The sequence below is a fragment of the Paraburkholderia sp. SEWSISQ10-3 4 genome (assembly GCF_030464785.1).
Classification (GTDB): domain Bacteria; phylum Pseudomonadota; class Gammaproteobacteria; order Burkholderiales; family Burkholderiaceae; genus Paraburkholderia; species Paraburkholderia aspalathi.
Map to the genome: position 1 here is coordinate 1 of NZ_JALPRI010000010.1, position 26,142 is coordinate 26,142.

Here is a 26,142-nt window from a genome sequence, read left to right on the forward strand (position 1 = left end):
CGCCCCGCACAGGGGCAACGCTAATAGACCACTAACAATTCAAGGAAAGGCCAAAACCCTAAGAACACGGCCAAAAAGCGCCGCGCAGGCAAAAAAGGCTATTTGGCTACTGGCATAGTGAACTCAGCCCCCTTCCCAATACTATCGGGCCACCTCTGCATAACGCTCTTGTAGCGTGTATAAAACCGCACACCTTCTTCCCCATAAGCATGGTGATCCCCGAAGAGGGACTTCTTCCACCCACCAAAAGAATGCCACGCCATAGGCACAGGAATCGGCACATTAATCCCCACCATCCCAATCTGGATCTGCCGCGAAAACGCCCGAGCCACACCACCATCAGAGGTGAACAACGACACCCCATTAGCAAACTCGTTAGCGTTAATCAGCTCAACAGCAGAAGCAAAATCCGGCACCCGCACAACACACAACACCGGACCGAAAATCTCCTCGCGATAGATCTTCATATCGGTCGAGACATCATCAAACAACGTGCCGCCGAGAAAGAATCCCTTCTCATGCCCAGCCACCTGATGGCCACGCCCATCGACCACAAGCTTCGCACCCGCCGCAACGCCGGCATCGATATAACCCGCTACTTTCTCGCGATGCGCCGCCGTCACCAACGGCCCCATCTCGGCTTCCGATTCCATGCCGTTCAGAATCTTCAGGCTCTTCACGCGCGGTGTCAGTCGCTCGATCAGTTCATCGGCAATATGCCCGACCGCAACCGCCACCGAAATCGCCATGCACCGCTCGCCGGCGGAACCATACGCAGCGCCAATCAACGCGTCGACCGCCTGATCGAGATCTGCGTCCGGCATCACCACGAGGTGATTCTTCGCCCCGCCCAAAGCCTGCACGCGCTTGCCGTGCTTCGTGCCTTCCGTATAGATGTATTCGGCAATTGGCGTCGAACCGACAAACGACAACGCGCTCACCTCGGGATGCACGAGCAACGCATCCACCGCCACCTTGTCGCCATGCACGACGTTGAACACGCCGTCCGGCAACCCGGCTTCCTTGAACAATTCAGCAAGACGGTTCGATGCCGACGGATCACGCTCCGATGGCTTCAGCACGAACGTGTTGCCGCATGCGATCGCCACCGGGAACATCCAGCACGGCACCATCATCGGAAAATTGAACGGCGTAATGCCGGCAACCACGCCCAGCGGCTGACGCAGATTCCAGTTGTCGATGCCGCCGCCGATCTGGTCGGTGAAGTCGGTCTTCAGCAGATTCGGAATGCCGCACGCAAACTCGACGATCTCGATGCCGCGCATCACCTCGCCCTTCGCATCGGAAAACACCTTGCCGTGCTCGCGCGTGATCAATTCCGCCAGTTCGTCATGGTGACGGTCGAGCAATTCCTTGAACTTGAACAGCACGCGCGCCCGCTTGATCGGCGCGGTTTCGCTCCATGCAGGAAACGCAGCACTGGCGGCAGCGACCGCCGCATCCACCTCAGCGACGCTCGCCAGCGGCACGCGTGCGCTCACGCTGCCAAGCGCGGGATTGAAGACCTCGCCGAAGCGGCCGCTCGTTCCCTCGACCATCTTGCCGTTGATGAAATGGGTCAGCGCGCGTGCGCTCGTCTCGCTCCGGACAGCCTCGTCCTGATATGTCTCGCTCATGTTCTTGTCCTCTTCCTATGAAGGTCTTCCGCCCACCGCGAACGGCGTGATGAACGCAAGCGTACGGCGCTTCGGGGCGACAAATCCAATGAGTAATGCTCAACTGCGCTATAAGGCGAGCTAATATCAGGATATGGATCTGACTCTGCTACGGGCGTTCGTCACCGTGGCACGCGAGGGCAACCTCACGCGTGCCGCAGTGCAGCTTCACCTGACCCAACCCGCCGTCAGCCTGCAAATCAAGCATTTGCAGGAGACGCTCGGCGTGACGCTGTTCACGCGGACCTCGCACGGGCTTTCGCTGACCCGAGACGGTCAGGCCCTCCTGCCCCACGCCGAACGCGCCTTAGGCGCCGCGAGCGACGTTCAGCGTGCGGCGGCGTCGCTGCGCCACGAAGTGCGCGGTCGTTTGCGGATCGGCACGATTCTCGATCCGGCGTTTCTGCGCCTCGGCGGCTTTCTCAAGCAACTGGTGGAAACCTGGCCGCGCATCGAAACGGCCTTGCGCCACGGGATGTCGGGCTGGGTGCTCGAACAGGTTCGTGCCGGTGAACTGGATGTGGGTTACTACATCGGCCTGCCATCCGATGACGATGCCCGCGACGGCGCTGCCTTTCATGCCGTCACGCTCACGCACTTCCAGTACCGCGTGCTGGCGCCGGCGGGCTGGAAAGATCGCGTGAAGGGCGCGCGCGACTGGCGTTCGCTCGCCGCACTGCCATGGATCTGGACGCCGCCTGCGTCCGCGCACAACAGGTTGTTGTCGCGCTGCTTTGGTGAGGCCGGCGTCAAACCGATTAAGGTGGCGGAAGTGGATCAGGAGCCGTCGATGCTCGATCTGGTCAAATCAGGTGTCGGTCTGACGCTCGCGCGCGATGCCACCGCAATTGCCGAAGCACATGCACACGCGTTGACCATTGTTGAAGGCGTCACCGTGCCGACCCAACTCAGCTTCATCACGCTCGCCGAGCGCAAGGACGAACCAGCGATCGCCGCGGCGTTGAAGCTGATCGAGCAGCAATGGGCAGTTTGAGGACGGCGTCAAGGCCGGCGCGGACCCACGCCTGAGGGCACCACGGTCGCAAGGGCGATATGAGCTGCTCTCATGACAGCCGCGCACCATGCGACCGATTGTCATCTCTCCGTGTGTCCTCGCGGATCGCTTTCGGCTGGTGATGCAAGCAGAGCAAGCTCGCGGGCGATCAGTCCCAGTTCATCTCGAAGCCCGCATTTGCTGGCCCCGTCATCTGAAACCACACCGTCACGCACTTTTTGTTAGATTGAGGGTTCGCGCTCACGCGCCGGCCCCGCATCGTTTCTGTTCCGTCTGACTTCGTCCTTCCCGGCAGCTTCGCCCCGGCACCACCGGAAGCTGCCGACCACGCCATCCTTCGACAGGAGCCTGACATGGCACGCAACATTGAAATCAAAGCCCGCGCCCAGCATTTCGAACAACTGCGTGAACGCGCCGCGAAGCTTGCGCCGGATGCGCCGCTGATCTTCCGTCAGCAGGACTTTTTCTACGACGTGCCGCGTGGCCGCCTGAAGCTGCGCCAGTTCGACGACGGCACGCCAGCCGAACTGATCTTCTACCAGCGCGACGACCGCGACGGTCCGAAGGCGTCGTATTACACGCGTAGCCCGGTGACCAACCCTGAGGCGATGCACGCGCTGCTCGCCACGGCGCTGACCACGCGTGGCATCGTCACGAAGGAACGTCACGTTTATCTGACGGGACGTACGCGGATCCATCTGGATCGCGTCGACGGTCTCGGCGACTTTGTCGAGCTCGAAGTGCTGCTAGCTCAGGACGACGACGAAGAAGGCGGCCACGCCGAAGCACACGCGATGTTCCAGACCCTCGGCGTACCGGAATCGGATCTGGTGGCGGTGGCCTATGTGGATTTGTTGAGCCCGGACACTGAGCCGAAGCAGGCTGCGTAAAACTTAAGCATCGCGGGTCGCAGCGACGTCAATCCAGAAGCCGCGGCCCTTCATAACCCCCAAATACCAGAAAGACCGGGGAGCCCCCGCATCAAGCGGCGGCCGCCCCCGGCGACAGATGGCCAAGCGGCAATGGCCCATTGCGCTTGAACGTGGTCAACACGATATTGGAGCGCACGCTGTCGACGCCGGGCACACGCATCAACTTCTTCATCACGAACGTCGACAGATAGTTCAGATCGGGAGCGACAATGCGCAGCAGATAATCGGCGTCGCCGACCACCGCGTGGCATTCCAGTACTTCCGGCAGCACCTCGATCTGTTGCTGGAACTGCTCGATGATCGAGTCGCCGTGATGCTTCAGCTTCAGACTCGTAAACGCTGTTACGCCGAGCCCGAGTTTCTCCGGACGCAGCACGACGCGATAGCCGTCCACCACACCGACCTGCTCGAGGCGCTGCAAGCGCCGCCCAATCTGCGACGGTGACAGCGGCACCTGCTCAGCCAATTGCTGGTGGGTAGCCCGGCCAAAGCGCTGAAGCACGTCCAGCAGCGCGAGATCGAAATGATCGAGTTCTAACATGATTGATATCCGCATTGAATCAGCAATTGATGCACGATTATTGCATATCAACACACCATAACGCCATCATTGCGCCCATTCCGCACGCCCACCGCTCTACACTTGCATCACCGTTTCAATCCGAAGACACCGTAGAGCGCGCAGCATCATGTCCACCGCCAACACCGCCAAACTCAAAGAGCAATTCGACGCCGGCCTCGAAACCCGTGCTGACTTCACTATCGACCAGCCGACCGAACGCTACGGCGCGGTCGACCACGCCGTATGGCAGCAGCTCTATGCACGCCAGACTGCGTTGCTCAAGGGCCGTGTGTGCGACGAGTTTCTGGCAGGCGTCGACTGTATCGGCATGCCGCACGACCGCGTGCCCTCATTCGACGAAATCAACGCCAGGCTAACGCCCGCCACGGGCTGGCAAATCGTCGCCGTGCCCGGACTGGTGCCCGACCAGGTGTTCTTCGAGCATCTGGCGAATCGCCGTTTTCCGGTGACATGGTGGATGCGCCGCCCCGACCAACTCGATTATCTGCAGGAACCGGACTGTTTTCACGATCTGTTCGGCCACGTACCGCTGCTGATCAATCCGGTGTTCGCGGACTACATGCACGCGTACGGCCGCGCGGCGCTTGCCGCCAATGATGCCGGCGCCCTGCCGCTGCTTGCCCGGCTCTACTGGTACACCGTTGAGTTCGGCCTGATCCGCGACGCGGCGAGTCCGAACGGCGTGAAGATCTACGGCGCGGGCATCGTCTCGAGCAAAGGCGAGACGCTCTACAGCCAGCAAAGCGCGGCGCCGAACCGGCTCGGCTTCGACCTCGAACGCGTGATGCGCACGCGCTATCGCATCGACACGTTCCAGAAAACCTACTTCGTGATCGACGACTTCGCGCAGTTGTTCGGCGTCGCGCAAACCGACTTCGCCCCGCTGCTCGCCAAGCTGGCTGCAGAGCCCGCGTTCGCGGCAGGCGACGTGCTCGAGCAAGATCGCATGATCACGCGCGGCTCGCAGGAAGGCTGGCAAGCCGACGGCGATATCTGACAACACGGCCTGAGCAGGCCGGCAGCAGGCTGATGCCATCCGTGAAAAAATAGCGGATAGGCACGCCTGCCGGCGCGCCTGTTCAGATCAACGAGGTAGCACCATGATTAGCAAACTGACTTCCGAAGAACGCGCCACGCAAGTGGCTGAACTGCACGGCTGGCAAGCCGTGGCGGGCCGCGACGCGATCCAGCGCCACTTCAAGTTCGCCGACTTCAACGAAGCATTCGGCTTCATGACGCGCGTGGCGATCAAGGCGCAGGAAATGGATCACCATCCGGAATGGTTCAACGTGTACAACAAGGTGGAAATCACCTTGTCGACGCACGAAGCCACCGGCTTGACCGAGCGAGACATTAAATTGGCCCGATTTATCGACAGTATTACTGCGTAATACAAGCGATCAGATGCCTCGATGCACCCCGCATCGCGCGATTTGACGGTAATGAAAGGGCATTGCAGGCAATCCGGCGCCCAAACCTTCAGTTCTACAGGCTATTATTAAGGCGCACGTAAGAATCCCACGCAAGCCTCGCAAACCCGTCTAAACGATCCGGTGATAGCGTCTGCTGACGCTGTACAATCATCAGCGCATACGGCTTGGAGAGCGCGCTTGCCTCCTTGCACAGAACGAGTTCGTCGCCGCTCGAAGGTGAGCGGGCGCGCCAGAAGTTGATCGCGGCTTCCAGTTCGTGGATCGTTATCTCGGACATGACTTCGTGGTCGCTCAGTGGCTGCTTGATGGCTACTTCATGGCTGCTCGATAGCTGTTTCGTGGCTGCCTGGTGCCAGTTTGGCACGGCCACGCGGCACGCTGCCTGTGCAGCAGGCGCCCCGGCGAACCGCTTGCCCAAACGCCTAAAACCATTGTACTTGAGCGAAATCCATGCGACTCCTTCTGATCGAAGATGACCGCCCCATCGCACGCGGCATCCAAAGTAGTCTCGAACAAGCCGGCTTCACCGTCGACATGGTCCATGACGGCATTTTCGCCGAACAGGCCCTCACCCAAAACCGCCATGAACTGGTGATTCTCGATCTGGGCCTGCCCGGTATCGACGGCATGACGCTGCTCGCGCGCTTTCGTCAGAGCAATCGTCACACGCCGGTGATCATCCTCACCGCGCGCGACGAGTTGAACGATCGCGTGCAAGGCCTGAATTCCGGCGCGGACGACTACATGCTGAAGCCGTTCGAACCCACCGAACTCGAAGCGCGCATCCGCGCCGTGATGCGCCGCAGCGGCCCGCATGGCGACATGCCGCGTCCGGAAGTGTCGTTGGGCGGTGTGCGTCTGTCAGGCGTCGATCGCCGCATTTTCAACGACGACAAGCCGCTCGAACTGTCGCCGCGCGAATTCGCGGTGCTCGAAATGCTGCTGCTGCGCCACGGCCGCGTGGTCAGCAAGGCACAGTTGCAAGACCATCTGACGCACTTCGGCGGCGATCTCGGCGATACCGCGATCGAAGTCTATGTGCACCGGGTGCGCAAAAAGCTCGAAAATTGCCGTGTCGAAATCGTCACGGTGCGTGGCTTCGGTTACCTGTTGCAGGAAATCCGTCAGGCCGCATAATCGTTGCAAGGGCCGCAATCTGAATTGCGGCCTGACAGCGCCGGGCCGGCGCCGCGCACTCGGTGCGCAATTCGCCGGCATCCGGCGAATTTTCACGGTGCTACGGTGCTTTACGCCGTTGCTCCTTTCCCGCGCGTTCGATCATGCCCCAGCCGGCCGCCAATAGTCTGCGCCGCACGCTGCTGCGGCGCCTCGCTGCTCCCCTTTCGCTGCTCGCCCTGATGAGCGGCCTGATCGCTTACTGGCTGGCGTGGCAGTACACGCAGCATGTGGTCGACCGCTCGCTCGCCGATCTCGCCACCGCGATCTCCAAACAGATCCAGATTGCCGGCCCCGACGCCAAGGTGACGGTGCCGCCGCTCGCGCAGGCCATGTTCTCCGATCCGGTCGAACAACTCGTCTATCGGATCAGCAACGGCGAAACCGAAATTGCCGGCGACCATAATCTCCCGCTGCAAGGCACCAGCGTGCGGCGCATGCATTACGCGTACGTTTTCGAAACGCAGCACCAAGGCGTGACGGTGCGCGTGGCCCAGGTGCGCGTCGATCAGCCCACCGGCAATCCAATCGTCGTCGAAGTGGGTCAGCCGGTACATCACCGGTTTCAGATCGCCGCTGAGTTTCTCGTCGCGATCATGATGCCGCTGCTGTTGCTGCTGCTGGCGGGCTGGGTGATCGTGTGGCGGGTCGTCAATCAGCAGCTCAATCCACTCACCGATCTCGCTGATTCGCTCAACCGGCAGACGCACACGTCGCTCGAACCGGTGGACGAGACCTATGTTCCGGTTGAAATCCGGCCGCTCACGGGCGCGTTGAACGCGCTGCTCGATCGTCTGAAAACTGCCCTCGACGGCCAGCGCAAATTCATCGCCGACGCCGCGCATCAGTTGCGCACGCCGCTCACTGCCGTCAAGCTGCACGCGGAACAGGCGGCGGTGGCGCGTGACCCGCAGCAAACGCTCGCCGCGGTCCGTGAACTGCGCGCGGCGGCCGACCGCGCCGTGCGGCTGTCTAACCAGCTGCTTTCGCTGGCGCGCGCGGAGCCGGGTGAACAGGCGGCACGTTTTGTCACCGTGGATATGGCCGCGCTCGCTTTCGATACGGGTGCGGAATGGGTGCCTCGTGCGTTAACTTTCCACGTCGACCTCGGCTTCCAGCGCCTCGACGATCCGGGCAACGATCAACCGCTGATGGCGCGCGGCAATCCCGTGCTGCTGCACGAAGTAATCGCCAATCTGCTGGATAACGCGCTCAAGTACGTGCCGCCTTCGCGTTTTGATGGCGGCCGCATCACCGTAACGGTGTCGCAAACCGCGATCGACAATCTGCGCATGGCCGAGATCGTCGTCGAAGACAACGGGCCGGGCGTGCCGCTCACACAGCAAGCCGATCTGTTCAAACGATTCTTCCGCGGCGACGGTCAGAGCGACGCCGGTGTGGACAGCGGCGCCGGCCTCGGTCTCGCGATCGTTCACGACATCATGGTGCTGCATCACGGCAGCGTGCATTACGAAGATGCGCCGGAAGGCGGTGCGCGCTTTATTGTGCGCATTCCGCTGATACCGATCAGCGTGCAGCAAGAAGTCGAACCCGAGGTGCGGCGTCCGGCAAAAAAATCGGCGCACTCGGCGCCGATCGATATCTGACTTTGTAGTCGGTTGATGTACTGCCACGGGCTGCCTTGAGTTCACTTACGTTCAACTCAGACAGCCCGCGTTTCATTTCTTCTTCGCTTTTTTCGCGGACGTCTTCACCTTCTTCACCGTCTTGTCGGATTTCTCTTTCTCCGCCGGCGCCAGCATCGTGCCGCGGCACTTGCGCGCGCCGCAGCGGCATTCATATTCCTTCTTGAGCTTCTTGGTCTGGCGCGCGTCGATGACGAGGCCGTAGTCGTAAAAGACTTCCTCACCCTCGGCGATGTCGCGCAGCGCGTGCACGTACACGTGACCGTCGATCTCTTCGGCTTCGCAGTTCGGCGCGCACGAATGGTTGATCCAACGCGCGCTGTTGCCGTCCACTTTGCCGTCAATCACCTTGCCACTGTCGAGCGCGAAGTAGAACGTGTGATTCGGTTCGTCCGGATTGTGCGGATGACGGCGCAACGCTTCTTTCCAGGAGATCCGCTCACCCTTGTATTCGATCAGCCGTTCGCCGGCCGCAATCGGCTCGGTGGCAAACACGCCTTTGCCGTGCACACCCGAACGGCGCACGGCGATCCTGCGTGAACTCATTGAATGAATCCTTGTGAAGAACTAGGGGTGAAGATCCGGCAGCCGTCAGAAATGCCCGCGTCTAACGCGCTGCTTTTTCCGACGCGGATAGCAAACGCGGCGCCTTGCGAGCGCCGCGTCGACCTGCGACGCTCATGCGCCACATCCGGCATCCTACACGCTCAAGACGGCTTCGTTCAACCGTCAATAAGACGTGCGCGCACAAGGCACGTTGGCTGGTTCACCGTTGTCCGAACGAAATATCGCCGAACAGCGCTTTTTGCTCGCGCGGTTGCGAACGCCAGTACTGCGGCGGCGCTTCGACCGTCGCGCCGAGCTGCGCCGCGGCATGCCACGGCCAACGCGGGTTGTAGAGCAACGCGCGAGCCATTGCGATCAGATCCGCATCGCCTTCTTCAATGAGTTGTTCGGCATGCAACGGATCGGTAATCAGGCCCACGCCGATAGTAGTCAGGCCCGTTGCGTGTTTAACGGCCCTCGCGAAAGGAATCTGATAGCCCGGCTCAAGCGGGATCTTCTGCAAAGGCGAAACACCGCCGGACGACACGTCGATCCAGTCGCAGCCGCGCTTTTTCAATTCCTGCGCGAACGCGATCGTGTCCTCGAGCGTCCAGCCGCCTTCGACCCAGTCGGTCGCCGAGACGCGCACGCCAACCGGTTTGTCCGCGGGAAACGCGGCGCGCACGATGTCGAAAATTTCGAGCGGAAAGCGCATCCGGTTTTCGAGCGAACCGCCGTAATCGTCGCTGCGTTGATTGGCGAGCGGCGACAGGAACTGGTGCAGCAGATAGCCATGTGCCGCGTGCACTTCGAGAGCATCGATGCCGAGGCGCGCGGCGCGACGCGCGGAGGCCGCGAAGGCTTCGCGGATCCGGTTCAGTGCGGGCGTGTCGAGGGAGAGCGGTGGCTCTTCACCCGCCTTGTGCGGCAATGCCGACGGTGCATGCGGCAGCCAGCCGCCTTGCGACACCGGAATCAGTTGGCCGCCTTCCCAGGGCACATGGCTCGACGCCTTGCGCCCTGCGTGCGACAACTGCATGGTGACGCGAATCGGCGAATGCTTGCGGATCGCGGCCAGGACCGGCTTCAGCGCGGCTTCGGTAGCGTCGTCCCACAGTCCGAGATCGCCGGGCGTGATGCGGCCATCCGGTTCGACGGAGGTCGCCTCGATGCACAACATGCCGGCGCCCGATAACGCGAGACTGCCGAGATGGATCATGTGCCATGCCGTCGCCTCGCCACGTTCGGCGGAATACTGGCACATCGGGGAGACGACGATACGATTGGGAAGCGTCACGCTACGCAGCGTGAGCGGGGAAAAAAGCGCGCTCATGGATTACGCCCAGTAGAAACCCGAGAGCGATCGAGCATAGCACCGCGGATGATTGTCTGCAGGCGCGCGCCGATCAGGGTTTCGGCTCGACCTGATCGAGCCACTCACCGAACATCCGGCGTGCGGCGACTTCCAGCGGCGGACCGAACTGTGCGGTCTCGGCCCGCAACTGCCGCGCATCGATGCCGTGGCCGGCAATTTCACCGGCATTGCCGATCAACCAGGGTTCGAACCGGTCAGCGCGAATCTCCGGATGACATTGCAGACCCAGCACATGGCCGCCCCACGCGAACGCCTGATTTTCGCAGGCGGGCGTCGAGGCGAGACGTGTGGCGTTGTCGGGCAGATCGAAGGTGTCGCCGTGCCAGTGCAGCATCGACGTGTGGGCGCCGTCCAGATGACGCACCGGCGACGCACGGCCCGCATCGGTGAGCGTAAGCGGTGTCCAGCCGAGTTCGGTATGGCCCGCGGGGTAGACGCGTGCACCGAGCGCACGCGCGATCAATTGCGCGCCGAGGCAGATGCCAAGCGTCGGCAAACCGGCGGCGATGCGTTTTTCGATCATGGACAGCAACGGGACAAGCGTCGGGTAAAGCGCGTCGTCAGTTGCACTGATCGGGCCGCCGAGCACGACCATGAGCGATGCGGCAAACGGGTCCGGCGCTTCGATACGGGCAACGCCAACGTCGAGATAGCGCACCGGGCGCCCCCGCTCGCCGAGCTCCAGTTCAAGACTGCCCAGATCCTCGAAGTGCACGTGGCGAATGGCCAGAACTTCCCGATTCATCAGCCTGTCCCACCTTAAGGTTGCCTAAAGACTTGCCGCTACACGGCGCCAACCAGCCGGCTGACGGTATTCACCGCCCGCCGGCACACGGCTTCGCAGTGTAGCGGATTGTCCCAGGAGAAGCCGCCTTATTGGGCGAAGATCTTCCAGGTCTTCTTTTGGGTAGCGACGTCGGCCACTTCGTACACCGAGCAATCGAGACGCAGATCCGTGTCCGACATCTTCATGTCGAGCAGCGCGCAGTGGTGCGGCGTCTTCTTCGGATTCTTGCTCGGCTCGAAGTGCGAGCAGCTCAGGCACATGCGGTGCGGCGGAATCGTGCCTTGCGCTTCCAGCTGATGGATGGTCTTGAGCAGCGTGCGATAGAAGAGCGTCTGCTCTTCGTCGCGCAGCGTGCCGACCGCTTTGGCCAGGAAGTCCGGCCATTGCGCAGCACGCTTCGCGGCGGTGCGGCCACGCGCCGTCAGACGGACCGCGAGGGCGCGGCCGTCGTCGAGGGCGCGGCGCTTTTCGACCAGGCCTTTGGTCTCGAGCGTACTCACGGCATCGCTGGTAGTCGCGGCGGTCAGGGCCGTTTCGCGGGCAATTTCACCAAGACGCATCGGGCCCTTGCGTTGCATCAGCAAGACCAGAATTTCGCCCTGGGTCGGCGTAAGGCCTGCGCCTTCCGCCCATTCCCAAGCCTGGCTCCGCATGGCCGTGCTCAATCGCAATAGGCTGTGGGTCACTCGCCCGGTTGCCTGTTCTCCGTATACGCCTTCGCTCATAATCTTCGTTTGGTTTATTAGCTTGCGAGCGATGTCGGCAAACCGCTGCCGAACACGCCCGTAGCCTGTGTGGGGTAGCCTCGCCGTAAAGCAGACGAGACGGTTTCTACTATCTCAAAAATTTACCGCCTTGCAAGCCAAAGGCAGATGAAACGACATTCTATGCGAGACCGGCCAATCGTACAGCTAAGTTATCCAACGCAAGCTGTGGATAACCATGGGAAAACACAGGGGATGGCGTGTGTGCCGATTCTTGATAAGTAACTTGCCCCCTCTTTCCTTACTAAAGTTGTCCTCGTTTACCGCCCTCGATGCGCCCCGGATCAGCTTGGTTATGGTTTACGTAGCACTTTGACTTTTCAGGGAATTATTCAGTTGTCCACAGGCAGATGCAATGCTTGTTAACTACTACTATGTTTGTATACGTAAACTTTAGAAAAACCTGAAGGCCCCCGAGCTGGAAATTTATTTACGAAAAAAAACCCGCACGAGGCGGGTCTTCCTTACGGTTTAACGTAAGCAATCCTCTATCTAGCTAGGCTCGCCACTGCAGACACTGCTGTCGGACAGCTTCATGCAAGGACTTTTCCTGATCGAAGACGCCCCGCAGCCACGTCGCATCGTTGACCTGGCCGCGCGCAATCGCACCGATTTCGGCGAGCGCGTTGCCCGAACCCAATGCTTCGGCGTGCGGTGCAATCAGATCCAGCGTTTCGAGGATATCTTCGGAAATCGTCTTGCGTTCGCTTGTTTGCGGGTTGATGCAGTTGCCGGCCAGACCGAAGCGGCATGCTTCGAAGCGGTTGAACGTGTAGACGAGATAATCGTCTTCCTTCGGCACGATCGGCTTGTCGAGCAGCAGATGGCGGGCAAGCGTCTGGATGTAGCAGGCAATCGCCGCGGCGCGATCCACTGAGAACGGCGTATCCATCACGCGTACTTCGATCGTGCCGAAACCGGGCTTCGGCCGGATGTCCCAGTAAAAATCCTTCATGCTGTTGACCACGCCGGTGTGGACCATCTTCGAGAAATATTCCTCGAAACTGTCCCACGTCAACACGAACGGCGCGCGGCCCGAGAGCGGGAACGCGAACACGGAATTCAGTCGTGCCGAATGAAAACCGGTGTCCACACCTTGCACGAACGGTGACGAAGCGGACAACGCAATGAAATGTGGGATGAAGCGCGACATCGAATGTAGCAGATACAGCGCGCTGTTCGGATCCGGACAGCCGATGTGCACGTGCTGGCCGAACACCGTGAACTGCTTGGCAAGATAGCCGTACAACTCGGAAAGATACTGAAAGCGTGGCGTATCGACGATTTGCCTTTCACTCCATTGCTGGAATGCGTGCGTGCCGCCGCCGCACAAGCCGACGTTCAGACGGTCGGCCGCCGATACCAGCGTGTCACGGATTGTGCGCAAATCGGTGACAGCCTGTTCATGCGTCGTGCAGATACCGGTCGACAGCTCGATCATGCTTTCGGTGATTTCCGGCGTGATGTTGCCGGGAATCTTTTCGTCCTTGATGAGGCGCATCAGATCCGAGCCGGCTTTGGTCAGATCATAGTCGTGCGTATTGACGATCTGCATCTCGAGTTCGACACCGAAAGTGAACGGTTTCGAATCGATGAAGGGTTCGAGTGACATAGCGTCCCCTGAGTCAGGTCGGCCGATGTGTGTCACATGTCTGTGTCACACATCCGGCCGTTTTTGAATCGAATAAGTTGGATAAAGCGCGCAAATCAGGCGCATGAAGCATTGGACAGCGGCGTGCCCTTGCCGTGCGCTTACTCTTCGCGCCGTTCAGCCACCAGCGCCAAGCTGCGATACACGAGCCACGGCCCGAGAATCTGCAGCACGAAAATCGAACACATCACGATCGCGCGCAGTTGCGGATCGAAATTCGGATAGAGGTTGTAGGTATCGTCGACGAGCAGGTACGCGAGCGCCGACATGGGCGATAACGACAAACCGAGCGCCATGCCCTGCTTCCAGTTCAAGCCACTCGGCTTGGCGAAGGCCATCACACCCACCAGTTTCGCAACCAGACGCGCAACAATCAGACCCAGCGCCGCGACACCGCCAAGCGCGATGTCTTTCCATTCGAACGACGTCAGCGTCAGCACGAACAGAATCACCGTCAATAACCAGCCGGCCGTGCCGAAATGTTCCGGCCACAACTGCGGGCGAGCTTCAAGATTCTTCACGATGATGCCCGCGGCCAGCAACGCGAGAATGGTGGAAAGCTTGAACACATGCGCCACCGCAATGGCGAGCAGCACGAGGCCGAACAGCGCGACGAACGAATGCTCGTCCTGCATGTTCAGACGACGATAAAAAAACGTGCAGGTGCGCGCCAGCAGATAGGCCAGCACGAGCGAGCCGACCAGCAGATACAGCGGCTGCAGAATCGTGGCGTAGACGTTGCCGTAAACCTCCTGATGCAACCAGCTCGAGACAAGCTTTTCGACCACCACCGCATACATGCTGTTCAATGCGGTAAGGGTCAACAGACGTTGGGTCACCTGACCTTCCGCGCGTAGCTCCGTTTTGAGCTGGATCACCATAGCCGGCGAAGTCGCCATGGCAATTGCGGCAAGCACCGTCGCTACGATCAGCGGCACCTTCAGGAATAACAAAACCGGTAAAACCAGCGCGAACGTCAGCGTGGCTTCCGCGATGCTCGACAGAATCAGCCAGGGATTGCGACGAATCCAGCGCAGATCGAGCCGGCTACCCAGTTCGAATAACAACAAACCGAGCGCTACGTCGAGCAATGGCCGCGCGGCGCTCGCGGAATCGGCGTCGATCACGCCGAAACCGGCTGCGCCGGCTACCAGACCAATGACCGCATATCCGGAAATGCGCGGCAAACGCCATGCGCGATAGCACAGTTCACCGCACAGACCCGCGGCGAGCAATGCAAGACCAGCCCAAAAAATGGCGTCGGGTGTGAGTGGCCAGGCTGGGAAAAATGAAAACGCCGACTTCATCGTGATGGGTTCTCCTTGGCAGCAACGGCAGACAACACGAACCGGCGCAAACACCGGCGAGCGGATGAACGCATGAGGCGCTCACTGTCGCGATCGCTTCGCGTGACCCGCGTTGCGAGTTTTCAACGATCGGATGATCTGAATGTGCCGCTGCCGCAAGGGGCGCAGCGCATTCTGGGGGCGGCCGTAGCTACCGGCCCGGCACGGTGAAAGAACGCCGTCGACTTTGAATCAGATTCTGATTGCGCGGCACCGTTCCATTGCAGCGTGTGCGGCCAGCGGCGAGGCACGACGCGGAAAAGAACGGCGATTGTGCCATAGCTTTTTCAGACTTGACCGAAAAGACAAGAACATGCAGGCAAAACGGTAAAAACGTACGTTATCTTCGCCGGATGAGGAAAAAGCGACCGTTTTAAAAACGGGTCGGGCTCCCATAGCGTACAGATCTGACGTTGCAGATGTGTTTCCTGGGACACGGCCGGAGGCGTTTTCCTCCAACTTTCGACGCTTCGGGCTCAACGATTGCGCTCGATCCCGGCACGGCCTTTCTGTTTACAGGTTTACCGTATGTATACGTAGTAACAGTTAACAAGGTGACTCGTTTTCTGTGGATAACCCCGGTTTACCGAATTGATTCATCGGCTTGCCACTCGCATAACAGGATGCACAGCGTGTGCGGCAGCGGCGGGTATACAAGGGTAACTTTTCGCGATTTTCGGACGTGGCAGAGTTACCCCGTTTACGTCCACAACGGTTCCACATGAGTTGCGCCGGTAAACGGCGCGGTTATCCACAAGTTTCGGTGGATAACTTTTCTTCACGCTGATGTTCGGTGTGCACGGTTAACTACGGGTTAACTCACCGTTCCCTGGCGCAACGCACGCAAGAGGAAGCGGGCTGGATCGATGTCTTCTGCCAAATCCCGTTCGAGCGGCCACGGCTCACCTTCGATCTGCGAGGCGATCAGCTCCGCTCCAAGTGCCGCCCATACCAGGCCGCGGGAACCGTAGGCGAAGGCGCCGTACAAACCGTCGACGCGCGGCAGATCGAGCGGCCATGCGCCACGTAGGCGTTGGGCGTCGCGTGCCGAGGCGGTTTCATCGGCGAAGTTGCCGATCATCGGTATCCGGTCACTCGTGACGCAGCGAAACGCGACGCGCCCGTCGAGCGCAGCCGCTTGTGCCGGGTCGACGATGCCGTGAAAGGTCGGCAGCATCTGCGCGACACGCTCGATGTTTTCCCGATGACCGTCCGGTCGCAACGCGGTATCGGGGTCGTCGAGCTCGTAGGTAGCGCCGGTCAGCGTAACGCCGTCGGCGAGTGGGACGGCGTAGCCTTCGCCTATAACCGGCATTTCGAGTGTTGGCACCGTGCCCGGCGGCAGCAAAGTCAACTGGCCGCGGATGCTGCGGGTCGATGCGTACTGCAAACCGGCGAGCCGCGCGGCGTCGTGCGCGCTCGCGACGATGACCACGGGCGCATGCGCGATGGCTTGCCCCGCTGTGTCGAAGACGATCCATTGATTGCCTGATCGCTCGAGACGCGCTACGTCTACTCCAAAGCGGCGTTCGAGCAGCCCGCCAGCAGCTGCGCACTGCGCGGCGCAAAGCGACGCCGGGTCGATCCAGCCGCCTTGGGGAAAGAGCCAGCCGCTTTGCGCGAGTGGCATGCCGGCAAGCCTTTGTGCTTGGCTCAGCGAAACCGGCGTCACATATTCCGCCGGGTAACCGAACGCGGCGATTGCCTCGCTCATCGAGCGTGCTTCTTCATCGTCCGCGGCGATCTGCAACAGCCCTGGCGCGCCGCGCAATGGACGGAAACCAAGCCGTTCGAGCGCGGCCCAGCGTCTGAGCGTGTACAGAAAGCCCGCCCGCGTGACGCGTGACGCGACGCTGTCGTCGCGCGAGATCATAGGATGGAACACGCCGGCCGGATTGCCCGAGGCGTCCTGAGCCACCGACGCGTGCCGTTCCAGCGACGTGACGCGCCAGCCGCGTGCGGCCAGACGCTCGATCGCCGCGCAACCCGCGAGCCCGGTGCCTATCACGATCGCATGCCGTTCATCGACTTCAAGCGGCGCGGGCGGCTCATAACGACGCACGCGCCAGCGTGGCGTGAAATGGCCGACCAGCATCGCGCGCTTCCAGCCGAAGCCGTCGACTTTTTGGTACACAAAGCCGTTTTGGGTCAGCGCGCGTTTGATGTCGCCGGCACTGCTGTAGGTTGCGAACGTGGCGTTCTCACCAGCCATCCGGGCGAGCGCCTTGAAGATTGCGGGCGTCCACATTTCCGGGTTTCTCGCCGGCGCGAAGCCGTCGAGATAGAACGCATCGGCGCGCAACCTCAATGCTGGTAGGCTTTGCGCGGCGTCGGCGAACACCAGCGTCAACGTGATTCGCCCGCCCTCGAATTCGAGCCGGTGCGTGCCGGGGACAAGCATCGGCCATTCGGCGGCCAGCGTTTCCGCCAGCGCGGCGATCTCCGGATCTGAAATCGTCTTCGCATAGACGCTGCGCAAATCGGTTTGAGTAAACGGATGCTTCTCAGTCGAGACGAAGTGCAAGCGCTCGCAGCGCGCCGGATCGGCACGCCAGGCGGCCCAGGTCATCAGGAAGTTGATCCCCATGCCGAAGCCGGTTTCGAGCACGGTGAAGACGCGGCGGCCCTGCCATCGTTGCGGCAGTCCATTGCCGCGGAGGAAGACGTATTCAGCCTGCTCGAGACCGCCGACAGCGCTGTGATAGATGTCGTCGTAGAACGGCGAAAAAGGCGTGCCGTTGTCGCGAAAAGCGAGGACGGCGGGGATCAGCGGATCGGTCATGCGCGGCAGAAATGACGCTCGAAAGAGCGGGTCAGACGTTACCGCCAGCGCGCGCAACTTGCCGGGCGGCGAAAAAGACGTGCTGCAACGTTGGCAAAAACCAACGCTAAGCCCCGTCCATGCTGGGTTTCAGCCTTCAATTGGGCTCTGCGAGGAGGAAAAGGAAGGGTTTCCCCTCGATATCTGCCCCAGAACCGCTTAAATCTTCGAAACCCTTATCCTGATTGGGTTTGCGCTGCGCTATCATAGCAAGCGCCGCGAAGGGAGCGGCAGCACGGCCGACGGGCAGTCACTGCCCGGCGCTAATTGTCCGGAGGGGATCCGGAGCCGCAGCTGCTCGACGGCGCGGCCCGCGCACGTATAATCGGCGCGTTCGCGCTGTTCGTGTCAACCTAAACTCAGAAAGGAACCTTAATGAACAAACAGGAACTGATCGACGCCGTCGCAGGACAAACCGGCGCCAGCAAGGCTCAAACCGGTGAGACGCTGGACACGTTGCTTGAAGTGATCAAGAAGTCTGTGTCGAAGGGTGACGCGGTCCAGTTGATCGGCTTTGGCAGCTTCGGTTCGGGCAAGCGCGCAGCACGTACGGGTCGTAACCCCAAGACCGGCGAAACTATCAAGATCCCGGCCGCCAAGACCGTGAAGTTCACGGCTGGTAAGGCGTTCAAGGACGCAGTCAACAAGCGCTAAGCAGATTACTGCCTGGCAGTTGACACCCGCCAACGGCGGGTTTTTTTCGTCTGCGATTTCTGTTTAGCCGCGACGGGCGTCACGGCTAACAGTCCGCATCAGGCGGAAAGGCCGCTCGAACTCAATCGTGGCGATGCACGATTTCGCCGTGGCCATGACCGTCGTGGTCGTGGTGATCGTGGTCATGATCATGGTCGTCTTCGTCGAAGTCCCATGCCGGGAACGGATCGGCGAATTGTTGCCACGCTTCTGGTCCCGCCGCGTATTCCTCATCGGTCAGCAGGCACGCGTCGAACTTCGCTTGCCAGACCGCCGGGTCGATGCCGACGCCGATCATCACCAGTTCCTGGCGGCGATCTCCGATGCTCAGATCGTCCGGATCGCCGTACCAGTCGGCGGCAATTTCGGCCGCCAGTTCGTCATCGCCGTCCGGCCATTCGCTGCGATCCTGCGCGGCCCACCACATTCCCGCCGGACCATGCCGGCAAGCGCCGCCCGCTTGCGACAGCGAACCGGCAATGTCATTACGCGTTGCGAGCCAGAAGAAGCCCTTGCTGCGCAAGACGCCCTTCCATTCCTGATGCAGCAGCGCCCACAGGCGTTCCGGGTGAAACGGCCGCCGCGCGCGGTAAATGAAATTGCCGATGCCGAATTCGTCCGCTTCACCGTGATGGGCATGGCCGTGTTCGTGGTCGTGCCCATGCTCGTCGTTAAGCGACGCCAGCCAGCCCGGTGCGCTCGATGCCTCATCGAAATCGAAGCGCCCAGTGTTCAGCACTTCGGCCAGCGGCACTTCGCCGAAACGGCTCACCACCTGCACGGCACGCGGATTGATGCGGGCGAGGATACGCTGCAAACGCGTGAGCTCATCCGCGCTCACCAGATCGGCCTTGTTCACCACCAGCACGTCGCAGAATTCAATCTGCTCGATCAGCAATTCGACCAGCGTCCGATCGTCCTCTTCGGTTGCGGCGATGCCCCGCTCGGAAAGCGCGTCGGCCGAACCGTAGTCGCGCAGGAAGTTGAATGCATCGACCACCGTCACCATCGTATCGAGCTGCGCGACGTCGGACAGCGATGCGCCGTCGTCGTCGACGAAGGTGAAGGTTTCGGCGATCGGCATCGGCTCGGCTACACCGGTCGATTCGATCAGGATCGCATCGAAGCGCTTTTCACCCGCAAGCCGCTTGATCTCGACCAGCAAGTCATCACGCAACGTGCAGCAGATGCAGCCGTTCGACAGTTCGACGAGCTGCTCTTCGACATGCGAGAGCGCGGCGGCGTCGCGCACGAGCGTTGCATCGATATTGACGGCGGCCAGATCGTTGACGATCACGGCGACGCGCAAACCGGCGCGATTCGCGAGGATGTGGTTCAGGAGCGTGGTCTTGCCGGCGCCCAGAAAACCGGAGAGCACGGTGACGGGCAATAGCGGCTGGTTCATCGCAGTACGGGAAAACAAGAGGATTGAAAGGCGTGCCGGGTTGGGGTCGCATGACTCCGGGGCCGGAAGACGGCCGAACACCGACGGCAGCACGAAGCCGCATTGTGCATCAAACGGGGAGCGGCCGCGTGACGGGCCGGATCGGGACGTGCGTGAGTCAGCGTGCAGCAGCCGGCATCAGATTCCACTTGCGCAGGATTGCAGCGATCTGCATCGCATACTTGTCACGCAGTGCCGGCGTCTCGGAGTGATACGCGCCGACCGCCTGCCAGGTATTGCCGTACTTGTTCATCTGGCGGCGCAGATGCCACGCCGCGATGTAGACGTTCTTGCAAGGCTCCATCAGCGTGCCCTGCGAGATGCCGTACTGCGCGAGAACGGGCAGATGGATCGAGTTGATCTGCATCACGCCGTAGTCGGTCGAGCCGTTGGCGTTCTTATGCTGCGCGTCCGGCCGATTGTGTGACTCCTGCCACGCAATTGCGCGCAGAATCAAGGGGTTGACCTTCTGATACTTCGCCGCTTCGTCAAAGCAATCGGCGCGTGCCTGCCCTGCTGCGATCAGCACGGCAAGTCCTGCGGCGACGGTGACAAAGGTTCGTTTCATCAGTCAAGACGACTAATCAAATCGCAAGAGTAAGGTTTGGTAAGGCAAAGCATCGGCCATACTTCAGTCTCTGGAAGCCGGTGAGGCGTACTGGCCGGGCCTTCGTCGGCCATCGGGGAAAACCCGCGTTGCCAAGTCACAACCAGTACCTCGAACGGCTCGTATCATACCGGCAGACTTACATGCGTCAAGTTAGCTAACCGACATAATCAAGCGTAAAACGAAGCGCTTCTGCGGTTCGCCGCACACAAGCTCGTTTGCTTTCAATTGTTTGACAGTCAGCGACGGTCTTTAGAGTAATCGCACGGAGCCGTTCGTTTTGTGACAAATCCGACATGAAAAACTGTTACTGTTCCTTTTTTTCGGGCATTGGAAGTAAGGCATCCAGGGCGTTGATCGCCTGTGAAGCCGGCTGGCAGACCGACAGGGCGGCGGCCTGCTCCAATGTTCGCACTGCATGACCGTTGGCGGCTGTTGCCGTCGACATCGATCCCATATTCCATGAGAAGAAATCGTATGGCATTGCGTCGCGTCGCAACGGCGCTGCTGGTGGCTGGATTGATCACCGCGCAGACAGCACAGGCACAGGTGACACTCAACTTCGTGAACGCCGATATCGACCAGGTGGCCAAGGCGATCGGCGCGGCGACCGGCAAAACGATCATCGTCGACCCACGCGTGAAGGGTCAGCTGAACCTCGTGTCGGAGAATGCAGTGCCTGAAGATCAGGCGCTCAAGACCTTGCAATCTGCTTTGCGGATGCAGGGCTTCGCGCTGGTCCAGGACCACGGCGTGCTGAAGGTCGTACCCGAGGCCGATGCCAAGCTGCAAGGCGTGCCGACCTACGTCGGCAATACGCCGGTGGCGCGAGGCGACCAGGTGGTCACGCAGGTGTTCGTGCTGAAGAACGAATCGGCCAATAACCTGCTGCCGGTGTTGCGTCCGCTGATCTCGCCGAACAATACCGTGGCAGCCTACCCTGCCAACAACTCGATTGTCGTGACCGATTACGCCGACAACGTGCGGCGTATCGCGCAGATCATCGCGGGTGTCGATACGGCTGCGGGCCAGTCGGTAGCGGTCGTGCAGTTGAGGAACGCCAACGCGATCGACATCGCCACGCAGTTGACCAAGATGCTCGACCCCGGCGCGATCGGCAGCACCGACGCAACGTTGAAGGTGTCGATCACCGCGGATCCGCGCACCAACTCGCTGCTGATTCGCGCGTCGAACGGCGGCCGGCTCGCAGCCGCGAAGCAGCTGGCGAAGGAACTCGACTCGCCGACCACCATGCCCGGCAACATGCACGTCGTCGCGCTGCGCAACGCCGACGCAACGAAGCTCGCGAAGACCTTGCGCGGGATGCTCGGTAAGGGCGGCGACACCGGCTCATCGGGTGGCTCGAATGAGGCGAATTCGTTCAACCAGAACGGTAGTGGTGGAGGCGGTTTCGGCAGCAATTCGACGGGTACGTCGGGTACGCCGCCGCTGCCGTCGGGCGGACTCAACGGCAGCTCGGGGGCGTCACCCTTGGGTGGTGGCGGGGGCGGCGGATACGGTTCGAGCGGCGGTTCGGGCTCAGCCGGCCTGCTCGGTGGCGACAAGGACAAGAACGACGACAATCAGCCGGGCGGCATGATCCAGGCGGACTCGGCGACCAACTCGCTGATCATCACGGCGGCTGAGCCGGTGTACCGCAACCTGCGAGCAGTGATCGACCAGCTCGACGCGCGGCGCGCGCAGGTCTATATCGAGGCGCTGATCGTCGAGTTGAACTCGAACACGAACGCCAACCTCGGCATTCAGTGGCAGGTCGCGAACAATTCGATCTTTGCCGGCACCAACCTGGCGACCGGCACCGGCAACAGCATTATCAATCTGACGGCCGCGGCCGCGGCGACGGGCGCGACCGGCGGTCTCGCCGGGGCGCTCGCAAGCGGGAGCGGTATCCAGCAGGGTCTCAACGTCGGCTGGATTCACAACATTTTCGGCGTGCAGGGTCTCGGCGCGCTGTTGCAGGCACTCTCGCAGACGCAGGACGCGAACGTACTCTCGACGCCTAACCTCATCACGCTCGACAACGAGGAAGCGAAGATCGTTGTCGGCACGAACGTGCCGATCCAGACGGGTTCGTATTCGAACCTCACGAGCGGGACGACCAGCAACGCGTTCAATACGTTCGACCGCGTCGATGTCGGCCTGACGCTGCACATCAAACCGCAGATTACCGAGGGCGGGATTCTCAAGCTGCAGCTCTACACGGAAGACTCGGCGATCGTGAACGGCACGACCAACGCGGCGACCAATCCGGCGGGTCCGGAGTTCACCAAGCGTTCGATCCAGTCGACCGTGCTTGCCGATAACGGCGAGATCATCGTGCTGGGCGGCCTGATGCAGGACAACTACCAGGTCAGCAACAGCAAGGTGCCGTTGCTGGGCGATATTCCCTGGATCGGCCAGTTGTTCCGTTCGGAACAGAAGACCCGCGCCAAGACCAACCTGATGGTGTTCCTGCGCCCCGTGATCATCACCGATCGCGATACCGCACAGGCCGTGACGGCGAACCGTTACGACTACGTCCAGGGCGTGACGGGCGCGTACAAGTCGGATAACAACCTGATCAAAGACAAGGACGATCCGGTGGTTCCGCCGATGCCGATCGGCCCGAGCCAGGGTGGTTCGCCCGCGATGAATCTGTTCGATCTCGACAGGATGCGTCGTCAGCAGATGGCGCCGCCGGTCATGAATGGTGGCCCTGTGCAGACGAACCCGGTCACGAATGGCGCCGCTGTGCAGACGAATCCGGTTACGAACGGTGGTGCTGTGCAGACCAATCCGATACCGACGGCACCGTCCACGGCGTCACCTGGAGTGCAGCCGTGAGCACGCCGTCCACGCCGCCGTCAGCTTCGGGATCGTCCGCAGCGGCGCGCGTCGCTGCATCGACGCAAGCCGCGGCGATTCCGCCCGCAGTCGCGGCGGAGCATGCCGAACGCATCGCGCCGTCGGCGGTCGCGGCGCGTCTCGTGCCCTACGGCTTCGCCCGCGGCGGCCAGATTCTGGTCGCGCATCAGCACGCCGATAGTCTCGAAGTCTGGATCAGCGAACGCACCAGCGATGCTGCGCTTGCTGAAGTCGCACGCAACTTCGGCGCGTTGTCCGTGGTGCGTGTGCCGGCTGATGACCTCGCCCAGGCGATCAACCAGGCTTACGCGCGCCAGGACGGCAGCGCGGCGCAGGTGGTCGGCGAAGTGGAAGGCGAAGTCGATCTGTCGCGTTTGATGCAGGACATTCCCGAGATCGAGGATCTGCTCGAGTCGGAAGACGACGCGCCGATCATCCGCATGATCAACGCTCTGCTCACGCAAGCGGCACGCGAACAGGCTTCGGATATTCACATCGAGCCGTTCGAGACTTCGTCTGTGGTGCGCTTCCGTGTCGACGGCACGTTGCGCGATGTCGTGCGGCCGAAAAAGGCGCTGCACGGCGCGCTGATCTCGCGGATCAAGATCATGGCGCAGCTCGACATTGCCGAGAAGCGTCTGCCGCAAGACGGCCGGATCACGCTGCGCGTCGGCGGACGTCCGGTCGACGTGCGTGTCTCGACGCTGCCCACCGGCCACGGCGAACGCGCGGTGCTGCGTCTCTTGGAAAAGGACGCCTCACGCCTGAATCTCGAAGCGCTCGGCATGGCGCCCGATACGCTCGTCAAGTTCGACAAGCTGATCGGCAAACCGCACGGCATCGTGCTGGTGACCGGCCCGACCGGCTCGGGCAAGACGACCACGCTGTACGCGTCGATGTCGCGGCTTGAGACCGCGACCACCAACATCATGACGGTCGAAGACCCGATCGAATACGACCTCTCAGGCATCGGCCAGACGCAGGTCAACGAGCGGATCGGCATGACCTTCGCGCGGGCGCTGCGCTCGATACTGCGGCAGGACCCGGACGTCATCATGATTGGTGAAATCCGCGACCTGGAAACGGCGCAGATCGCGGTGCAGGCATCGCTAACGGGTCACCTTGTGCTGGCGACATTGCACACGAACGACGCGGCATCCGCTGTGACCCGTTTGACCGACATGGGCGTCGAGCCCTATCTGTTGGCTTCGTCGCTGCTCGGCGTGCTGGCGCAGCGGCTGGTGCGGCGCTTGTGCCCGGTGTGCCGCGAAGAACGCGTCGAAGAGGATGGCAGCGTGCGCTGGCATCCGGTCGGTTGCGAGAAATGCGGCCAGTCGGGTTACGCGGGACGTCGCGGCGTCTACGAACTGCTTCTGATCGACGATGAAATCCGCACGCTGGTCCACCGCAATGCGTCCGATGCGGAAATTCTCACTTCGGGTCGCGCGCAAGGCATGCGTACATTGCGCGAAGACTCGGACCGCTGGCTCGCCTCCGGGCTCACGTCGCTCGAAGAAGTGATCCGCGTGACGGGCGGAGCATAAGCGCATGCCGGCATTTCGTTTCGAAGCAATCGATGCGGCGGGCAAAGCGCAAAAAGGCGTGCTCGACGCGGACAGCGCGCGCGGCGCGCGGACCAATTTGCGTTCGCAGGGACTGACGCCACTCGTCGTCGAACCGGCTGCGACGCGCACACGTGGTGAGCGCAATCAACGTTTGTCGCTGGGACGGCGTTTGTCGCAGCGCGAGCAGGCGATTCTCACGCGGCAACTGGCCAGCCTGCTGATTGCCGGTCTGCCGCTCGATGAAGCGTTATCGGTATTGACCGAGCAATCGGAGCGCGACTACATCCGCGAGCTGATGGCGTCGATTCGTGCGGAAGTGCTCGGCGGCCATTCGCTCGCCAACGCGCTGACGCAGCATCCGAAAGACTTCCCTGAGATCTATCGGGCATTGGTGGCCGCCGGTGAACATACCGGCAAGCTCGGTCTCGTCCTCTCGCGTCTGGCCGACTACATCGAGCAACGCAACGCGCTCAAGCAGAAGATCGTGCTCGCGTTCACCTACCCGGCGATCGTGACGCTGATCGCCTTCGGTATCGTCACGTTCCTGTTGAGCTACGTGGTGCCGCAAGTGGTGAACGTGTTCGCCAGCACCAAACAGCAACTGCCGATCCTCACCATCATGATGATGGCGCTGTCCGGTTTCGTGCGGCACTGGTGGTGGGCGATGCTGATCGGCGTGGTCGTGCTGGTGTACCTGGTGCGCTCGATCCTGAAGCAGCCCGGCCCGCGCCTCGCTTTCGACCGCTGGCTGTTGACCGCCCCGCTGCTCGGCAAACTCGTGCGCGGTTACAACACCGTGCGCTTTGCCAGCACGCTCGGCATTCTGACGGCGGCCGGTGTGCCGATCCTGCGCGCATTGCAAGCCGCAGCCGAAACGCTCAGCAATGTCGCGATGCGCGAGAACATCGACGATGCGATCGTGCGTGTGCGCGAAGGCACGTCCTTATCGCGCGCGCTCGGCAATACGAAGACATTTCCGCCGGTGCTGGTTCACCTGATCCGTTCGGGTGAAGCGACCGGCGACGTGACGACCATGCTCGATCGCGCGGCCGACGGCGAAGCACGTGAGCTCGAGCGTCGCACGATGTTCCTGACGAGCCTGCTCGAGCCGTTGCTGATTCTGGCGATGGGGGGTGTGGTGCTGGTGATCGTGCTGGCGGTGATGCTGCCGATCATCGAGTTGAACAACCTGGTGCAGTAAGGCGGAAACCGGGCAG

At 61.4% G+C, this 26,142-nt stretch carries 23 protein-coding genes; 10 read left to right on the forward strand and 13 right to left on the reverse strand.

Annotated elements, in window-relative coordinates; translation table 11 throughout:
- Nucleotides 1–98: 98 nt before the first annotated feature.
- A complete protein-coding gene (locus M0D68_RS19585) occupies nt 99–1,637 on the reverse strand; it encodes a CoA-acylating methylmalonate-semialdehyde dehydrogenase (protein WP_266225051.1) in 1,539 nt (512 codons plus the stop codon).
- A gap of 133 nt (nt 1,638–1,770) precedes the next feature.
- Here M0D68_RS19585 and M0D68_RS19590 point away from each other — a divergent pair, with 133 nt between their 5' ends.
- Both M0D68_RS19590 and M0D68_RS19595 read left to right on the forward strand, forming a co-directional pair.
- Entirely contained in the window at nt 1,771–2,670 is a 900-nt protein-coding gene (locus M0D68_RS19590; protein ID WP_266225052.1) for a LysR family transcriptional regulator, read from the forward strand.
- Between the two features lie 374 nt (nt 2,671–3,044).
- On the forward strand, nt 3,045–3,581 hold the full coding sequence (locus M0D68_RS19595) for a class IV adenylate cyclase (protein WP_097390774.1): 537 nt from the start codon (nt 3,045–3,047) through the stop codon (nt 3,579–3,581).
- 91 nt (nt 3,582–3,672) lie between these two features.
- On the opposite strand, the gene M0D68_RS19600 is transcribed toward M0D68_RS19595, so the two are convergent.
- The gene (locus M0D68_RS19600) at nt 3,673–4,164 is read right to left on the reverse strand and encodes an Lrp/AsnC family transcriptional regulator (RefSeq protein ID WP_054042727.1); all 492 of its coding nucleotides are present in this window, start codon (nt 4,162–4,164) and stop codon (nt 3,673–3,675) included.
- 148 nt (nt 4,165–4,312) lie between these two features.
- On the opposite strand from M0D68_RS19600, the gene phhA reads away from it, so the two are divergent.
- Complete coding sequence (gene phhA, locus M0D68_RS19605; RefSeq protein ID WP_093634504.1) at nt 4,313–5,203, forward strand: phenylalanine 4-monooxygenase; 891 nt, start codon at nt 4,313–4,315, stop codon at nt 5,201–5,203.
- Nucleotides 5,204–5,252: 49 nt separating this feature from the next.
- Nucleotides 5,253–5,597, forward strand: coding sequence for a 4a-hydroxytetrahydrobiopterin dehydratase (locus M0D68_RS19610; RefSeq protein WP_266225157.1), 345 nt, complete (start codon nt 5,253–5,255; stop codon nt 5,595–5,597).
- Between the two features lie 94 nt (nt 5,598–5,691).
- Here M0D68_RS19610 and M0D68_RS19615 read toward each other — a convergent pair whose 3' ends face one another.
- A complete protein-coding gene (locus M0D68_RS19615) occupies nt 5,692–5,916 on the reverse strand; it encodes a DUF3717 domain-containing protein (protein ID WP_200619598.1) in 225 nt (74 codons plus the stop codon).
- A gap of 173 nt (nt 5,917–6,089) precedes the next feature.
- Between M0D68_RS19615 and M0D68_RS19620 the strand changes: the two genes are divergently transcribed.
- Nucleotides 6,090–6,776: a response regulator transcription factor gene (locus M0D68_RS19620; protein ID WP_028197606.1), complete on the forward strand. Its 687-nt coding sequence runs from the start codon at nt 6,090–6,092 to the stop codon at nt 6,774–6,776.
- Nucleotides 6,777–6,919: 143 nt separating this feature from the next.
- Complete coding sequence (locus M0D68_RS19625) at nt 6,920–8,422, forward strand: sensor histidine kinase (protein WP_093634506.1); 1,503 nt, start codon at nt 6,920–6,922, stop codon at nt 8,420–8,422.
- A gap of 72 nt (nt 8,423–8,494) precedes the next feature.
- Here M0D68_RS19625 and M0D68_RS19630 read toward each other — a convergent pair whose 3' ends face one another.
- The 7 genes from M0D68_RS19630 to mnmC all read right to left on the reverse strand — a co-directional run bounded on the left by M0D68_RS19630 (nt 8,495) and on the right by mnmC (nt 17,712).
- Nucleotides 8,495–9,007 carry an SET domain-containing protein gene (locus M0D68_RS19630; RefSeq protein WP_093634507.1) on the reverse strand — a complete coding sequence of 171 codons (513 nt, stop codon included), beginning with the start codon at nt 9,005–9,007 and terminating at the stop codon, nt 8,495–8,497.
- Between the two features lie 220 nt (nt 9,008–9,227).
- Complete coding sequence (locus M0D68_RS19635) at nt 9,228–10,340, reverse strand: NADH:flavin oxidoreductase/NADH oxidase (protein ID WP_211703111.1); 1,113 nt, start codon at nt 10,338–10,340, stop codon at nt 9,228–9,230.
- A 73-nt stretch (nt 10,341–10,413) separates the two neighbouring features.
- On the reverse strand, nt 10,414–11,127 hold the full coding sequence (locus tag M0D68_RS19640; RefSeq protein WP_093634509.1) for a glutamine amidotransferase: 714 nt from the start codon (nt 11,125–11,127) through the stop codon (nt 10,414–10,416).
- A 128-nt stretch (nt 11,128–11,255) separates the two neighbouring features.
- Complete coding sequence (locus tag M0D68_RS19645; protein ID WP_054042738.1) at nt 11,256–11,894, reverse strand: MarR family winged helix-turn-helix transcriptional regulator; 639 nt, start codon at nt 11,892–11,894, stop codon at nt 11,256–11,258.
- 535 nt (nt 11,895–12,429) lie between these two features.
- On the reverse strand, nt 12,430–13,545 hold the full coding sequence (locus tag M0D68_RS19650; RefSeq protein WP_200651938.1) for a YbdK family carboxylate-amine ligase: 1,116 nt from the start codon (nt 13,543–13,545) through the stop codon (nt 12,430–12,432).
- A 140-nt stretch (nt 13,546–13,685) separates the two neighbouring features.
- On the reverse strand, nt 13,686–14,891 hold the full coding sequence (locus M0D68_RS19655) for a cation:proton antiporter (protein WP_200565608.1): 1,206 nt from the start codon (nt 14,889–14,891) through the stop codon (nt 13,686–13,688).
- Nucleotides 14,892–15,744: 853 nt separating this feature from the next.
- On the reverse strand, nt 15,745–17,712 hold the full coding sequence (gene mnmC, locus M0D68_RS19660) for a bifunctional tRNA (5-methylaminomethyl-2-thiouridine)(34)-methyltransferase MnmD/FAD-dependent 5-carboxymethylaminomethyl-2-thiouridine(34) oxidoreductase MnmC (RefSeq protein WP_266225057.1): 1,968 nt from the start codon (nt 17,710–17,712) through the stop codon (nt 15,745–15,747).
- Nucleotides 17,713–18,126: 414 nt separating this feature from the next.
- Here mnmC and M0D68_RS19665 point away from each other — a divergent pair, with 414 nt between their 5' ends.
- On the forward strand, nt 18,127–18,405 hold the full coding sequence (locus M0D68_RS19665) for an HU family DNA-binding protein (RefSeq protein ID WP_006050811.1): 279 nt from the start codon (nt 18,127–18,129) through the stop codon (nt 18,403–18,405).
- Nucleotides 18,406–18,526: 121 nt separating this feature from the next.
- On the opposite strand, the gene M0D68_RS19670 is transcribed toward M0D68_RS19665, so the two are convergent.
- The 3 genes from M0D68_RS19670 to M0D68_RS19680 all read right to left on the reverse strand — a co-directional run bounded on the left by M0D68_RS19670 (nt 18,527) and on the right by M0D68_RS19680 (nt 20,979).
- Nucleotides 18,527–19,849 (reverse strand): GTP-binding protein, encoded by a 1,323-nt coding sequence (locus M0D68_RS19670; protein WP_211703115.1) that lies wholly within the window; start codon nt 19,847–19,849, stop codon nt 18,527–18,529.
- A gap of 157 nt (nt 19,850–20,006) precedes the next feature.
- A complete protein-coding gene (locus M0D68_RS19675) occupies nt 20,007–20,456 on the reverse strand; it encodes a lytic transglycosylase domain-containing protein (RefSeq protein ID WP_093634514.1) in 450 nt (149 codons plus the stop codon).
- 346 nt (nt 20,457–20,802) lie between these two features.
- A complete protein-coding gene (locus tag M0D68_RS19680; protein ID WP_211706295.1) occupies nt 20,803–20,979 on the reverse strand; it encodes a hypothetical protein in 177 nt (58 codons plus the stop codon).
- On the opposite strand from M0D68_RS19680, the gene gspD reads away from it, so the two are divergent.
- Genes gspD through gspF form a run of 3 tightly spaced genes read left to right on the forward strand, consistent with a single transcriptional unit; the run spans nt 20,973 to nt 26,126 of the window.
- Entirely contained in the window at nt 20,973–23,339 is a 2,367-nt protein-coding gene (gene gspD, locus M0D68_RS19685) for a type II secretion system secretin GspD (protein ID WP_266225058.1), read from the forward strand. The genes M0D68_RS19680 and gspD overlap by 7 nt on opposite strands.
- Nucleotides 23,336–24,904 (forward strand): type II secretion system ATPase GspE, encoded by a 1,569-nt coding sequence (gspE, locus tag M0D68_RS19690; protein ID WP_280530032.1) that lies wholly within the window; start codon nt 23,336–23,338, stop codon nt 24,902–24,904. Before gspD ends, gspE begins: the two co-directional genes overlap by 4 nt.
- Nucleotides 24,905–24,908: 4 nt before the next feature.
- A complete protein-coding gene (gene gspF / locus M0D68_RS19695) occupies nt 24,909–26,126 on the forward strand; it encodes a type II secretion system inner membrane protein GspF (protein ID WP_093634517.1) in 1,218 nt (405 codons plus the stop codon).
- Nucleotides 26,127–26,142 lie beyond the last annotated feature (16 nt).

Coding starts and splice junctions, on each gene's coding strand:
- M0D68_RS19665 (WP_006050811.1), top strand. CDS start 18,127: ATGAACAAACAGGAACTGATCGACGCCGTCGCAGGACAAACCGGCGCC.
- M0D68_RS19595 (WP_097390774.1), top strand. CDS start 3,045: ATGGCACGCAACATTGAAATCAAAGCCCGCGCCCAGCATTTCGAACAA.
- M0D68_RS19650 (WP_200651938.1), bottom strand. CDS start 13,545: ATGTCACTCGAACCCTTCATCGATTCGAAACCGTTCACTTTCGGTGTC.
- M0D68_RS19675 (WP_093634514.1), bottom strand. CDS start 20,456: ATGAAACGAACCTTTGTCACCGTCGCCGCAGGACTTGCCGTGCTGATC.
- M0D68_RS19645 (WP_054042738.1), bottom strand. CDS start 11,894: ATGAGCGAAGGCGTATACGGAGAACAGGCAACCGGGCGAGTGACCCAC.
- M0D68_RS19655 (WP_200565608.1), bottom strand. CDS start 14,891: ATGAAGTCGGCGTTTTCATTTTTCCCAGCCTGGCCACTCACACCCGAC.
- phhA (WP_093634504.1), top strand. CDS start 4,313: ATGTCCACCGCCAACACCGCCAAACTCAAAGAGCAATTCGACGCCGGC.
- gspF (WP_093634517.1), top strand. CDS start 24,909: ATGCCGGCATTTCGTTTCGAAGCAATCGATGCGGCGGGCAAAGCGCAA.
- M0D68_RS19590 (WP_266225052.1), top strand. CDS start 1,771: ATGGATCTGACTCTGCTACGGGCGTTCGTCACCGTGGCACGCGAGGGC.
- M0D68_RS19680 (WP_211706295.1), bottom strand. CDS start 20,979: ATGCCATACGATTTCTTCTCATGGAATATGGGATCGATGTCGACGGCA.
- M0D68_RS19600 (WP_054042727.1), bottom strand. CDS start 4,164: ATGTTAGAACTCGATCATTTCGATCTCGCGCTGCTGGACGTGCTTCAG.
- M0D68_RS19635 (WP_211703111.1), bottom strand. CDS start 10,340: ATGAGCGCGCTTTTTTCCCCGCTCACGCTGCGTAGCGTGACGCTTCCC.
- M0D68_RS19585 (WP_266225051.1), bottom strand. CDS start 1,637: ATGAGCGAGACATATCAGGACGAGGCTGTCCGGAGCGAGACGAGCGCA.
- M0D68_RS19670 (WP_211703115.1), bottom strand. CDS start 19,849: ATGAACCAGCCGCTATTGCCCGTCACCGTGCTCTCCGGTTTTCTGGGC.
- M0D68_RS19640 (WP_093634509.1), bottom strand. CDS start 11,127: ATGAATCGGGAAGTTCTGGCCATTCGCCACGTGCACTTCGAGGATCTG.
- M0D68_RS19625 (WP_093634506.1), top strand. CDS start 6,920: ATGCCCCAGCCGGCCGCCAATAGTCTGCGCCGCACGCTGCTGCGGCGC.
- M0D68_RS19615 (WP_200619598.1), bottom strand. CDS start 5,916: ATGTCCGAGATAACGATCCACGAACTGGAAGCCGCGATCAACTTCTGG.
- M0D68_RS19620 (WP_028197606.1), top strand. CDS start 6,090: ATGCGACTCCTTCTGATCGAAGATGACCGCCCCATCGCACGCGGCATC.
- mnmC (WP_266225057.1), bottom strand. CDS start 17,712: ATGACCGATCCGCTGATCCCCGCCGTCCTCGCTTTTCGCGACAACGGC.
- gspD (WP_266225058.1), top strand. CDS start 20,973: ATGGCATTGCGTCGCGTCGCAACGGCGCTGCTGGTGGCTGGATTGATC.
- M0D68_RS19630 (WP_093634507.1), bottom strand. CDS start 9,007: ATGAGTTCACGCAGGATCGCCGTGCGCCGTTCGGGTGTGCACGGCAAA.